At 47.1% G+C, this 12,678-nt stretch carries 13 protein-coding genes; 10 read left to right on the forward strand and 3 right to left on the reverse strand.

Going from position 1 to position 12,678, the window contains the following annotated elements:
- Window positions 1-4 precede the first annotated feature (4 nt).
- The 3 genes from JSU04_13445 (at window position 5) to JSU04_13455 (ending at window position 3,276) form a co-directional block, all read left to right on the forward strand.
- Entirely contained in the window at window positions 5-1,255 is a 1,251-nt protein-coding gene (locus tag JSU04_13445; GenBank protein MBS1971307.1) for a glycosyltransferase family 4 protein, read from the forward strand.
- 77 nt (window positions 1,256-1,332) lie between these two features.
- Window positions 1,333-1,626, forward strand: coding sequence for an integration host factor subunit beta (locus JSU04_13450; protein MBS1971308.1), 294 nt, complete (start codon window positions 1,333-1,335; stop codon window positions 1,624-1,626).
- A 312-nt stretch (window positions 1,627-1,938) separates the two neighbouring features.
- On the forward strand, window positions 1,939-3,276 hold the full coding sequence (locus JSU04_13455) for a chemotaxis protein (GenBank protein MBS1971309.1): 1,338 nt from the start codon (window positions 1,939-1,941) through the stop codon (window positions 3,274-3,276).
- Here JSU04_13455 and JSU04_13460 read toward each other — a convergent pair.
- Window positions 3,273-4,466 (reverse strand): RsmB/NOP family class I SAM-dependent RNA methyltransferase, encoded by a 1,194-nt coding sequence (locus JSU04_13460; GenBank protein MBS1971310.1) that lies wholly within the window; start codon window positions 4,464-4,466, stop codon window positions 3,273-3,275. The genes JSU04_13455 and JSU04_13460 overlap by 4 nt on opposite strands.
- Window positions 4,467-4,664: 198 nt before the next feature.
- On the opposite strand from JSU04_13460, the gene JSU04_13465 reads away from it, so the two are divergent.
- The 3 genes from JSU04_13465 to JSU04_13475 all read left to right on the forward strand — a co-directional run bounded on the left by JSU04_13465 (window position 4,665) and on the right by JSU04_13475 (window position 6,743).
- Window positions 4,665-4,958, forward strand: coding sequence for a DUF883 family protein (locus JSU04_13465; GenBank protein ID MBS1971311.1), 294 nt, complete (start codon window positions 4,665-4,667; stop codon window positions 4,956-4,958).
- Between the two features lie 37 nt (window positions 4,959-4,995).
- Window positions 4,996-5,334: a hypothetical protein gene (locus JSU04_13470; GenBank protein ID MBS1971312.1), complete on the forward strand. Its 339-nt coding sequence runs from the start codon at window positions 4,996-4,998 to the stop codon at window positions 5,332-5,334.
- 377 nt (window positions 5,335-5,711) lie between these two features.
- Window positions 5,712-6,743, forward strand: coding sequence for an HNH endonuclease (locus JSU04_13475; GenBank protein ID MBS1971313.1), 1,032 nt, complete (start codon window positions 5,712-5,714; stop codon window positions 6,741-6,743).
- A 5-nt stretch (window positions 6,744-6,748) separates the two neighbouring features.
- On the opposite strand, the gene genX is transcribed toward JSU04_13475, so the two are convergent.
- Window positions 6,749-7,987, reverse strand: a complete 1,239-nt coding sequence (genX, locus tag JSU04_13480; protein MBS1971314.1) for an EF-P lysine aminoacylase GenX — start codon at window positions 7,985-7,987, stop codon at window positions 6,749-6,751.
- Entirely contained in the window at window positions 7,987-8,373 is a 387-nt protein-coding gene (locus tag JSU04_13485) for a hypothetical protein (protein ID MBS1971315.1), read from the reverse strand. Before JSU04_13485 ends, genX begins: the two co-directional genes overlap by 1 nt.
- A gap of 149 nt (window positions 8,374-8,522) precedes the next feature.
- Here JSU04_13485 and JSU04_13490 point away from each other — a divergent pair, with 149 nt between their 5' ends.
- The 4 genes from JSU04_13490 (at window position 8,523) to JSU04_13505 (ending at window position 12,609) form a co-directional block, all read left to right on the forward strand.
- Entirely contained in the window at window positions 8,523-9,962 is a 1,440-nt protein-coding gene (locus JSU04_13490; protein ID MBS1971316.1) for a TldD/PmbA family protein, read from the forward strand.
- On the forward strand, window positions 9,962-11,287 hold the full coding sequence (locus JSU04_13495) for a Zn-dependent protease (protein MBS1971317.1): 1,326 nt from the start codon (window positions 9,962-9,964) through the stop codon (window positions 11,285-11,287). The genes JSU04_13490 and JSU04_13495 overlap by 1 nt, the downstream gene beginning before the upstream one ends.
- 110 nt (window positions 11,288-11,397) lie before the next feature.
- On the forward strand, window positions 11,398-11,754 hold the full coding sequence (locus JSU04_13500) for a hypothetical protein (GenBank protein ID MBS1971318.1): 357 nt from the start codon (window positions 11,398-11,400) through the stop codon (window positions 11,752-11,754).
- Window positions 11,755-12,051: 297 nt separating this feature from the next.
- Entirely contained in the window at window positions 12,052-12,609 is a 558-nt protein-coding gene (locus tag JSU04_13505; protein ID MBS1971319.1) for a hypothetical protein, read from the forward strand.
- Window positions 12,610-12,678: the final 69 nt, after the last annotated feature.

Below are 12,678 nucleotides of genomic sequence, written 5' to 3' on the forward strand. Positions count from 1 at the left end.
CTGAGTGAAGAAAAAGAACACCCTTCCGGAATCTTTGAACATCTGTTTGGTGAGCAATCGCTTTCAGATTCTTAGCCGCTCGACGGATGCCGGTTTTCTTTGGCCTATTGCCCGCGGTTTAGCGAAGCAAGGCCACAAAGTCACGGTGATCTCTACGAAAAGTCCGATCGGAAAAGCCGAAATCAATCGCGATGGCGTTCGCACATTCTATCTTCAGGAAAGCGGCAGCAATTTAAAGAATCTTAAATTCGAAGAAGCGGCTCTGCAAAAATTCATCGAGCTGCATAAGAGCGAGCCGTTTCACATACTTCACAGCCTTGATAACTCCGGCCGACGTATTGCCCGCAGAAAAGACGAATTTAAGGTCGCTGTTGCCTACGATGCCGAAGCCACGCAAATGTCTCAGCTGTTTTCTATTTTAGGGATGAGCCAGGAAACTCTCGGAAGTTTGATCACCACGGCGGTCGCAGTGACTTATAAGTTCCTGACGACTTATTTCGGTACGGACCGCAAGCTTTTGAAAACTGCTGACGGCGTATTCGTGAACAATCCTCAGCAGCGAATTATCCTAGAGCGCTATTATCTCTACCCGGATTTTCATATCTATACTGTGCCTTACGGAATGGAGCTCGGGGATCTTTCCCCGAAAGAGGAGTCCGTCGAATACCGTAAAAAATGGAATCTCTCTTCAAATGCCCATGTGGTTGTGACGATTTCAGACATGACCGAGATTCGCGAGCTGCAAAACCTGCTTCGCTCGTTTGAAAAAGTCGCGGTCAAAAAACCGAATGCTTATCTGATTATTGTTGGTAACGGCCCTTATTTTAAGCAGGTCGAGTTCGAAATGCTGAATTTGGCGCTGGGAAACCGCGTGATTCTACCGGGAGCTTTAAGCTCACGGGACCTCATTGAATTTATCCTCATGGCCGACGTTTATGTCGACATGAGTTCCCGCTCTACCGGTTTTGAAGCCAGTCTTATTGAGGCCATGGCCCAAAAGAAAGTCATTATCGGTTCCGAAGTCAGCCCGATTGCCAATGTGGTTGAGGACGGAGTGGATGGATTCCTTCTCCGCCCTGCCGATATCGAGTCCCTCGCGAGTTTATTAATTGAAATCTTCTCCGGCACCATGCCTGCTGAAGAAATTGGCGATAAAGCCCGCCAAAAGGTCATTGATCTCTTCGATACCCAGAAAATGATCCGCTCTGTCCTCGACGCCTATCGGAAGATCCTCTTAAATACTGGTTTGTACTAACTAAATCGCGTCTTCGCGCATCGGGCCATAAGGGTTTTTCACTAGTCAGAGCCCCTTTGATCTGTATAATTGATTGCATGACAAAAGCGGATTTAATCAATCTTATTGCTGAAAAAGCAGGCATTACTCGCGTTAAAGCAGAGACTGTCGTAAACACTATTTTTGATTCCATGGTCGAAGCTCTGATGCGCGATGATCGTATTGAAATTCGTGGTTTTGGTTCATTCGTGAATCGTCAGTACGATGCTTATAAAGGTCGTAATCCGCGCACGGGTGAAGTGATCAACGTTGAAGAAAAGAAATTACCATTCTTCAAAGTTGGTAAAGAGCTCAAAGAGGACATCAACAAAGGTCCGAAAAAGAAAGCTTAGTACTCACTTCATAGTAAGTAGAAAAGGATCCCAGAGAGGATCCTTTTTTTATGTCTTTTCCCTCTGAAAACCTCTTCTTAAACTGACTTTGTTTCTAATCAAAAATCTATGGAGTGGGCTTAATCCCCGACTTTGCTCGCTTTTTTTTAGGCTATTTCTGGCGTTAACTCTTAAAAACTTTCTCCGATAAGTTTGATACTAAAGGGGAGTACTATGAGTTTTTTTAGGAATGTTCGAGCACTCAGTATCACGAGTGGCGCTCTTATTTTCGCACTTATCGTTGTCGTTGCCGTCACCGTAAAAATCGAAGTGATGATGAACGATGCTCACAATAACAAATTTGTTTCTTTCGGTCTGGCCAATGACCTCCGCCAAAGCTCACAAGACCTCACTCGCCTGGCAAGAACTTACGTAGTCACCGGCGATTCAAAATACAAAGACCAATACTGGGACATTGTGAAAATCCGCTCTGGAGAAAAAGCTCGCCCGGATGGCAGAAAAATCTCTGCGAATGACCTCTTCAAACAACAAGGTTTCACCGACGAAGAAATGGGTAAACTGACTGAAGCGGCCAACAAGTCCAACACACTGATTGGCCTTGAAGAGAAGGCGATGAAAGCCGTCGAAGCTAAAGACTTCGAAACCGCTCGTACGCTCATGCATGATGAAAACTATCACAAACAAGTTGAAATCATCATGGGCCCAATCAAAGAGTTCGAGCATTTAATGACAGATCGTACTGATAAAGCCGTTGCTGACTTTGTTTGGTATGGGAAAGTTTTGCACGTCGTGATTTTGGGTCTGACGCTACTTTTGGGTGCGACTTTCTTCCTGATGAGTCGCGCGCTGAAAGCGAACATCAAAGTCATCGTAACGAGTTTGCAAACTGTTTCTAGCTCAGTTTCAGAAGCTCTCGGTCAGTTGAATGAGTCCGGCATGAGCTTATCCTCTTCGTCAACGGAAAGCGCCGCTTCGATGGAAGAAACTGTGGCTTCACTTGAGGAAATTGCCAGCTTGATCAAAACGAATACTGACAATGCTCACGTCGCAGCGACATTAGCTCAGGACTCTCAAGGTGTTGCGACTTTGGGCCACAAAGACATCACAGGTCTCGTTTCTTCCATGAGTGAAATCGCTGCGAGCTCTGTGAAGATGAAAGACATTATCCAAGTTATCGATGATATCGCTTTCCAAACAAACTTACTGGCCCTGAACGCTTCTGTTGAGGCCGCCCGTGCCGGTGAACAAGGAAAAGGCTTTGCAGTCGTTGCTGATGCCGTTCGCGCCCTTGCACAAAGAAGTGCAACTTCAGCAAAAGAAATTGGTTCGTTGATCACGGACGTCAACGCTAAGATCGATACGGGCACTGACAAAGTGACTGCGAGTGGCGAAGTCTTTAATAAGATTCTCGGCTCTGTGGGCAAGGTTTCAAACCTGAGCCAAGAGATCTCTCTCGCCGCTCAACAACAACAAACTGGTATTGGTCAGATTTCTACAGCGATGAATCAGCTCGATCAAACATCGCAAGCCAATGCCGCTGCTGCGGAGCAAATCTCTGCAACGGTGACAGAGCTTAAAGATCAGGGTGTGGAACTCAACCGCCTTGTGATTCAATTATCTTCAATGGTTAGCAACGAAAAATCTGCTTAATTGCGTTTGAGAAGGGCTGCGTAGAAACCGTCGTAGCCCTCGACATCAGGACGGAGATGGATTTCTTTTACCAAAGACCAATCTCCGTTTTTCTCTTTTAAAAACTTCGCAATTTGCTGTTCATTTTCTGACGGCAAGATACTGCAAGTTGAGTAAACCATCAGGCCACCCTTCTTCGTCATTGCAGAATAGCTCGTCAGAATTTGATATTGCTCTTTATTAATTTGCTCGACGTCTTCAGCGTGCAAACGCCATTTTGCATCGGGATTGCGGCGCAGAACGCCAAGGCCCGTACAAGGCACATCGAGGAGTACACGGTCCGCCTGCTCTTTCAGACGCTTGATTGTTTTAGAAGATTCAATCACGCGAGTTTCAATATTCGTCGCTCCGGCGCGGCGGGCGCGGAGTTTGAGCTCGTGCAACTTCCAGTCTTTGATATCCATGGAAATCAAACGTCCCTTGTTCTGCAAGTAAGAAGCGATATGCAAACTCTTACCGCCAGATCCAGCGCACGCATCGATCACACGTTGGCCCGGTTGCACATCTAGCAAAGGTACAACCATCTGAGAACCGGCATCTTGAACTTCAAACATTCCATTGCGGAAAGCATCTGTTCTGAAAAGATCTTTACGGTCTTTGACTTTCAAAGCATACGGAACATCGCTCGATACTTTTTCAGCGACGATCTCTTTCGTCGCTAAGGCCGCGATCACATCATCAGGTGTAGCCTTCAAAGAGTTCACGCGAAGGTAGAGCTCACCGGGCTGATTCATTGCGATCACGGCTTTTTCCCACGAATCGCCGCCGAGCTCTTTACGGCCAAGCTCATCAATCCAGTCAGGAATAGACTGGCGAATGGCAAAGTCGCCGCTGGCTTCTTTTTCTTTGCGTCTCACGAAATCATAACTGAGGCCGTCGAACTCTTCCCAATCTGGCAGATCATGACCTGTGCGCAACCACTGCGTGCCGATCACGCGTGCGAGACTGTCGTTGCCAGCGATGAATACGAGCAAACGTTCCCAGCGTAAAACTCCGTACAAAGTTTCGGCAAAGAATCGGCGTTCAGACAGGGACCAGTCGGCATTGTGCTTCAGGCAAGACTCAATCACTTTGTCGGCGTACTTACCGTCAAAGAACACTTCTTCTAAAGAGGTCAAAAGTTCGTCGAGCAGAGGGCGATTGATTTTCACGAGAGTCACCTGGCCGAGGGGCTTATTTGAGTTCGAATTGAGAGCTGGATTTTTATCCTGCTAACTATGAAAAAGCCAGACTTTTAGGGAAGTTGGGAGTTTTTTACCGTTTCTTCGTCCGTTTACTTCTGGGGCATTTATGCCGATCTAAACTGGGTGATAGCCTGTAGATATGCAGGTTGAATGAGGAGCCACCGTATGAGCAAAAATCCCGGATCGCTGTCTGAAGCTATTTCAAATCTCGAATCTGCGGGCCAATCGAAGGCCCAAGAACTCCGTGATCATTTGGAGAAGGACTACAAAGAAATCCAAAAGGCTCTTGAGACCTTGCGTCCCCTATTGGACGATGTGAAGGCGCGTGCCGAGAGTGAAGTAAAAGCCACAAAGGGCCAAATCGAAGAGCAAGTAAAAGCCAATCCTTGGGTGACATTGGGTGTGGTGGGCTTAGTAGCTTTCGTTCTAGGCTGGATTTTCGGCAGCAACCGCAAATAGGTAAATAGAAATGAATTTCTTAAAGGACTTCCTTTTCATGCTAGTGCGATCTTTCTTGTACAAGAAGGCCGCGCGAAGCATTCGCAAAAAAGGAGTCTTGGCCTACTTGCGTGCTTTGCAGGTTTTGCGTAAATCCCTGGCGGGCTCCGTGCTGTTATTCGTTTTCCTCCAACTGATGGTGGTGGGCTTCATCGGCTCCATTGTCGTGGGCGTTTTCTTAATCCCCCAAGACCTCGAAGTGCGCCTGTGGATTTTGCTGGGAGTCTTCGGCGTATTCTTCTTACTGCCGTTCGTGATTCTGTTATTCATTTTCTCCGAACGAGTTTGGTACCGCCTCTCCGGCGCCGAGAAAATGGTCGCCGAGCTGCGGGAGTAATTTGCTTTCGTTTGCCACTCCCCCTCTGATCTTCCCTTATTTTTTATCATCGGCATTACCCTGAAGCTCTGCAGAAACTCTCCGTGAAAAAAAATACCGCTGCCTTTTAATTCCGAATTTCGGAACTTTATCTTTTTTTGCGATTTTTCTTGTGGGGAGTCTACTCACCTCCATCTTCCTATATAAGCGTCGTGGTTCTTATTCTCGAGAAACTTCTTAAAGAGAGAAAATTCAGCTCATAAACGCCTAGTGTGTGCGTTTACGAACGCACTATCCCGAACCTCTAAACGTGGCTTGCAAATTGAAAAAGCATAAAATTTCACTCTAAAAAGTCATGTTATAAATTCACTGAAATAAGAAAACCAAAGGAGCTAGTAATGACTTTAGCAAAAGAATTCAACCTAGATCTATCGAAGAACTCTTTAAATCTTTCAAAAATTCCTAGCGCGGAAATCCTTTTCCGCCTAGAGAGACTCACTAAGTCTGAAAGAAAAATCACTCACCTAGTTCTTTGGCATCTCGTTGAGATGGATAATCGTAAGCTTTATTTAGAACTAAATTATGATTCTCTTTATCAGTATCTCACAAAGCACTTAGCTTATAGTGAAAGTGCCGCTTATGACCGCATTCAAGCCATGCGGGTTCTTAGACAAGCTCCCCAAGTCGCAAGTAAAATCGAAGAAGGAAGTTTAAATCTCACTCAGCTTGTCCGTGTCGAGCAAAGTCTTAAACAAGAAAAGCGTCTCGGCAAAGAAGTTAGCAAAGACCAAGTTTTTGATCTCCTTAATAAAGTAGAAAATAAAACGAGCTTTGAAACCGAGCAAATTATTGCCTGTGAACTTAGGCAAGCTCCAAAAACTTATCAGAAAGTAAAACCCCAGAGTGATAAATCTATCCGCTTAGAACTGACTCTTTCAAAAGAGCAGTATGAGATATTGAAGAAAGCTCAGAGTTATATCTCTCATATTATTCCAGAAAATGATTTAGCAGCTGTTATTAGTTACCTAGCAAAAGCCTCGATCCAGAAAAAAGAAGGTAAAGAATCTGAGCAAGAAGTACAGGCGCTAAAGACGCAAGAAGAGAAATTTAAGGCCTTTGAATCAAGTAATTTTAAAGCAGAGGGCTCCCCGGCCCCGTCAACGCAAAGCTTCAGGGGAATCCCGAAAGCCCGTCGTAAATATATTGCTGAAAGTGTGAAGCGAGCCTTGCTTAAGAAAGCTCACTACCGCTGCGAACATGTAAATCCAAAAACCAAGCAAAGATGCAATTCCAAATACCAGCTACAAATTGATCATATCATGCCGCTAGCTAAAGGTGGGTCGGATAAAATCTCAAATCTACGGGTGCTTTGTGGAGTCCACAATCGTTATGAGGCACGCAGATGGGGACTAAACCCGCTCAGACAATAAGAATATCATTTCATCGGAAAAAGCCGTGTGTCAGAGATGCTGGCAATACCCGTCAGTGCCATGAACAGCCGCTCGACACCCAAAGCGATACCGGCAGACGGTGGCATCCCTGCTTCGAGGCATTGCATGAATTCGGCGTCCAAAGAGATTTCTTCTTTACCCATCGCCCGCTTCTTCGCTAAGTCTTCGGCGAAGCGCTGCTTTTGCACTGCTGGGTCGTTCAGCTCGTGGAAGGCGTTGGCGAGTTCTAAGCCCTGCCAATACACCTCGAAACGATCGCCCCACCCGTCTGCAGTCAAACGCGCTAAGGCTGCTTGATATGGCGGATATTTTTCGACGAAAACCAAACGCTCTTGAATAAACTGCGTTTCAATTTTTTCCATGAAGATCAGGAAGAAGTAATCGTCGATCGTCCGAGCCGACGATACATCTACGCCAGACTTCTCTGCCAGCGCCTTCATCTGCTCCAGCGTTGTATCCGGGCGAAGCTCGTAGCCACAGTGACGGTAAAACAATTGCGGGATCTGAACCGTGTCGAAACCCAACGGCGTCTTCAGCGATGGCATCTTACGAACCAAGTAGTTCACCAAGTCCGCCACATCTCGCTTGATCGCCAGCATTCCGTCATAGGCACGATACCACTCGATCATCGTGAATTCGGGCTGATGATGATCCGTGACTTCGCCGTTTCTAAAAACATTTTTAATTTCAAAAATTTTCTCTGCCCCCAAAGCCAGCGCCTTTTTCAAGTGCAGCTCCGGGCTCGTCGGCAAGTATAGCTTCTGACGGCGAGATCCATTCACAAACTCGGTGCTGAAAACATCCAGCGACGGCTCGGTCCCCGGGCACGGCACCAATGACGGCGTTCGGACTTCAACAAAGCCCTGCTCACGGAAATATTCGCGCATCCAGTAAACGTAATCCTGCCACAAACGCAGGTATTCCAAACGCAAAACACGCGGTGGTAATTTCTGAGTATAAGGTGCGAGCAACGTCACGACTCCGCCATCAGAGATCGCAACGAGATCACCGACGATCAGCAAACGATCCGCTTCAACCGTCTGATGCTCCAACAAAACCAAGCGCGGAAAAATGCGGTTGTGAGTCTTGCCCTCGCGGGTGACTGTGACTTCCCATTCTTGATCGTAAGGGTGAATTTCGTGAATGCGGCCGATAAAAGAAACCCCCTTCGGAAGAAGAGGGTAACGATTCCATTTCTGAGCTAAGAACTCTGCTCGAGTCACTATTGGCAGAAGCCCATTCGGCGAAGCATGGAGAGCTGGCTCAATGCCGTCGCCATGTCATCAGCTCCGAAAACCATGTCCCCGTCCATCTGCAAACGGTGCTTCATCCATACACCGCCCACGATGCCTTCGCTTGCCATGCGACAATCTTGAACCCTAGGAGAGCAAATTTGCGAATCTACCAGGTTTTGCCCCATGGAAATGGCTTCCGAAAAATTGTCAGCGCCGGCGATCGTAGCACCGCCCAAGCTCTGAATTCTGATTTTTTTCCAAGATTGCTGAACAGCGCCTTCGGAAACGTATTTGCAAGCCTGTGAAGCCGACGCTAGAGTGGTCCACAAGTTCACGCTGAGGAGTATAAGGGTGATTCCGATGAGTTGTTTCATAACGCCTCTTATTTTGCCATTTCATGTTGTTGACATCTAGAGTCCGAACGTCCAGAACCGAGGCCAGGGACGTACTGACACCGCAAGTTTGAACCTTCGTCTCGCTTGTAACAATTGCAAAGTGTTTGCCAATTCGAATAGGAGCCAAAATGACCCGTTCCACAATTTCCGCAAACTTCACGACATCTCTCAAAGAGTTCAAGAATCAGGTCGATTGGGTAGGTCTGAGATTCTACTCTGAGAAAACCAATCAACACACGATCCGCAACGAACATCCAGAGTCCCACTCATCAAAACGGGATCAAGGTGTCATGATCGAAGTCATGGTCGACGGTCACTTAGGATATGCAGCCACCAGCAACCTGACTCCTGAAGGAATGAAGCATGCCTTCAACAAAGCTAAAGAACTTTCAACTCAAGCCTCGCGCGTAAAGGCCGCTGAGTTCACTCTCGATCAGCGCCCGTCTTCTCGTGGCAACTTCCAAAGTCCTTACCTTCACCGCTTGAGCACCCTCGAAACCGCTGAAACTGTCGACATTCTCATGAAGGCCTCAAAAGCCCTGAAGGTTTCCGACAAAATCGTTTCACGCGAAGCTTATGTCATGCTGACCGAGACTGAAATTCAATATTTGTCCTCTTCAGGCGCTGAATGGAGCCAGAACTTCGATCTCGTCACAACTCTGTTCCGGGCAACGGCTGAAGACGACAAAGACACGCAAATGCGCAATATGGGGAACTCGATCCAAGCAGGCGCAGAAGTCCTCCGCGATCCGCAATTGTTGGACCTCTGCCGCCTGAATGGTGAAGAGGCCCTGGAGCTTCTCGCTGCCCCGAACTGTCCTACTGGGACAATGGATTTGCTGATTGCGCCGGATCAGATGCAATTACAGATTCACGAATCCATCGGCCACCCACTGGAACTGGATCGCATTCTGGGTGATGAAAGAAATTTCGCCGGCTGGAGTTTCATTAAACCTGAAAACTTCGGACATCTTCAATATGGCTCTCACCTGCTTAATGTCGTCTTTGATCCGAGTGAGCAAGGTCAGTTCGCTTCTTATGCGTTTGATGATGTCGGCAACCCGGCGACTCGCGAGTATTTGATTAAAAACGGCAAGCTCCTTCGCGGGCTTGGTGGTTTGGAATCACAAAAACGTCTCGGTATTCCAGGCGTTGCCAACCAACGTGCTTCCAGCTGGAATCGCGCACCGATTGATCGCATGGCGAATATCAACGTCGAACCGGGTACAGCGACTCTTGATGAGATGATTAAGTCGGTCAAACACGGCATCGTGATGAAGACCAACAAGTCCTGGTCGATTGATGACTACCGCAACAAGTTCCAGTTCGGCTGCGAATATGGTCAGCTGATCGAAGACGGAGAAATCACGCAAACCGTGAAAAATCCCAATTACCGCGGTAGAACTCTGCAGTTCTGGAATAGCTTGAAAGCCGTCGGCAATGCCCAAACCTATGAAAACCACGGCAGCCCTTATTGCGGTAAAGGCGAACCGAGCCAGATTATCCGCGTAGCCCACTCTTCGCCGTACTGCCTATTCTCAAACATCGAAGTTTTCGGAGGTGTGTAATGAATCAACGCGAAGTTTTTAACCATGTTGCAGAAGCGCTTTTCAACGAACTCCATCAAGATGAAGCCCTGACTGTTGACTTCCGCGGTGAAGACACGGATTACGTGCGCTGGAATCAGAGCAAGGTCCGTCAGAACACTTCGGTCGGCCAAAAAGAAATCAGCCTAGTGTTTGATAAGAACGGCCGCCGTCTGAACAAATCCTTCAGCGCACAGGTCGATAAGGAATGGGATCTCGTTGAAGCCAGAAAATTGCTTGTAGAAGCTCGTGAAGAGGCTCCGAACTTGCCACAAGATCCATTTTTGGTGCCGTTTGTGAATAACGGAACCAGCGAAGCACACTTTGAAGGAAAACTTCTTCAAGGCGCGTCACTGATAGAAGCCATTTCAAAACCGGCTCGCGACCACGACATGGCGGGGCTTTACGCTGGCGGCCTCATTGAAATGGGCAATCGCAACTCCAAAGGCCAAAACCACTGGTTCGGCAACGAAAGTTTCTTCATGGACTATTCACTTTATAATGGTGAGCGCGCCGTGAAAGCAGTCTATGCCGGTTTCCAATGGAAGCAGCATGATTTCGAAGACAGCCTCCACGAGTCGGCAATGCAGTTGGCAGTGATGAACCGTCCTCGCAAGAAACTGGAACCGGGTAAGTACCGCGTGTACCTCGCCCCTGCGGCGGTCTCGGAGTTGACAACAATGTTTGACTGGGGCGGCCTCAGCGCACGCGCTTACAAAACAGGAACTTGTGCTTTAAAGAAACTCAAAGACGGCGAACGTAAGTTTTCTTCGAAATTTTCGATGTCTGAAAATTTCCACTTGGGCCTGACTCCAAGATTCAACCAGTTGGGAGAACTTGCACCCGAGAAAATGACCCTGATCAAAGAAGGCCAACTCGAGCATTTACTCGTGAATTCCCGCAGCGCCAAAGAGTATGGACTGCCGAACAACCATGCTAACGAACGTGAAGTTCCACGCGCTATGGAAATTGCCCCAGGCACACTAAAAGAAAACGAGATCTTAAAACACCTGGGCACGGGTTTGTACTTATCGAATTTGCACTATTTAAATTGGAGCGATTTACAAAATGCCCGGATCACCGGCATGACTCGCTATGCCTGTTTATGGGTGGAAAATGGCGAAGTGGTCGCTCCAATCGAAGATATGCGATTTGATGTCAGTCTTTACGATATTTTGGACGAAGGCTTGCTTGAAGTGACTGATTTCCAGAGGGTTGATCCGAGCATTGCGACTTATATGCAACGCGAACTCGGAGGTAAAAACCTCCCAGGAATGCTGATCAAAGACTTCAGTTTCACGCTCTAAGCCGAGAAATGACTCTTTCGTAAAATTATTGCAGGGGGCTTTTCATTTAAGCCCCACAGGGTTATAAACAAGTTAGCTTACTGATTAGCTTTTTTTAAGGAGCGGAAAAAATGGAAGGCAAAATCCAACAACTCGTTAACGAACTTTCTAAAAATGCACGCGTACAAGCGATGATTCACGAAGTACACGTATTGCAAAATAAATTGAACGACGAGATGAACAAAACTCTCAACAAATTCAAAAAATCTGCTGGTGACGTCGAGAAAAATATCTTGTCATACAAAAAGCAATTGCTTGCTCAAAAAACAAAAATTGAAAAAGAATTGCGCGCAAAAGCAAAATCTCTTCAAGTAAAGCCAGCTAAGAAAACGGCTAAATCTGCGAAGGCTACAGTTAAGAAAACAGCAACAGCTGCTAAGAAAAAAACAACGGCCGCTAAAAAGACTGTTTCTAAAAAACGCGCTTAGTTTTCAGCACTGAAAAGTAAAAACCAAAAACCCGCTTCACAAGAGCGGGTTTTTTTATTCTCCAAACGGGACAGCCATCTGTTTATTATAAACTGTGATGTTTAAAATCATCACAGATGCAGCGGTCCTGTTCCCCTGTCCGTCGCGGAACATCTCCTCGATAAAAAGAACTAAGCTTCAATACGGCTCTCTCCACTTGAATGGATTACAAAGCCCACTTCATCGAGGTGGGTTCTTTTTCGCCAAACCGGAACTTGTGCTAATCTCCGTCGGCATTCAAAATAACGAGGAGAATCCATGAAACTATCTATGTTTGTCGGCGCTTGTTTGATGATGTTATCTTTTGCGACCCAGGCACAAACTCCACCAAATCCGTATTGTTATATTCAGAATAACAACCCGCGAGCGTGTCAAAACACTCCAGGCTGCTACTTTAATCCAGGCCAAGATTTTTCATCTTGCCAAGGCCGCCCGGGACTCCCAGACACACAAACTCAGTTCTGCTACGTCAACAACAACGACCCACAGGCTTGCCAAAGAACTCCATTCTGTCAGTGGATCAACCAATCAGCACCGAGCCAATGCTCTTCAATCACTCCGGTGCCACCAAGCCAACAACAACCAAATAATCCTTACTGCTACATCCAGAATAACAACCCCAGCGCTTGCCAAAATACTCCGGGTTGCCAGTACGTCGCCGGCCAAAACCTTTCTTCCTGCGAAGGCCGCCCAGGCTTGCCATCAACCCAGACGCAGTTCTGTTATGTGAATAACAACAACCCGCAAGCTTGTCAGCGAACGCCGTTTTGTCAGTGGATAGACCAAAGCATCCCCGGCCAGTGCGTCTCGAGATAAGTCACAGAAAACCCAAACCACCAAAGGGCTCCCGAAAAGGAGCCCTTTTTTATTCCCCAAAGCGCCGGT

The sequence above is a fragment of the Bdellovibrionales bacterium genome (assembly GCA_018266295.1).
GTDB lineage: Bacteria > Bdellovibrionota > Bdellovibrionia > Bdellovibrionales > Bdellovibrionaceae > JACMRP01.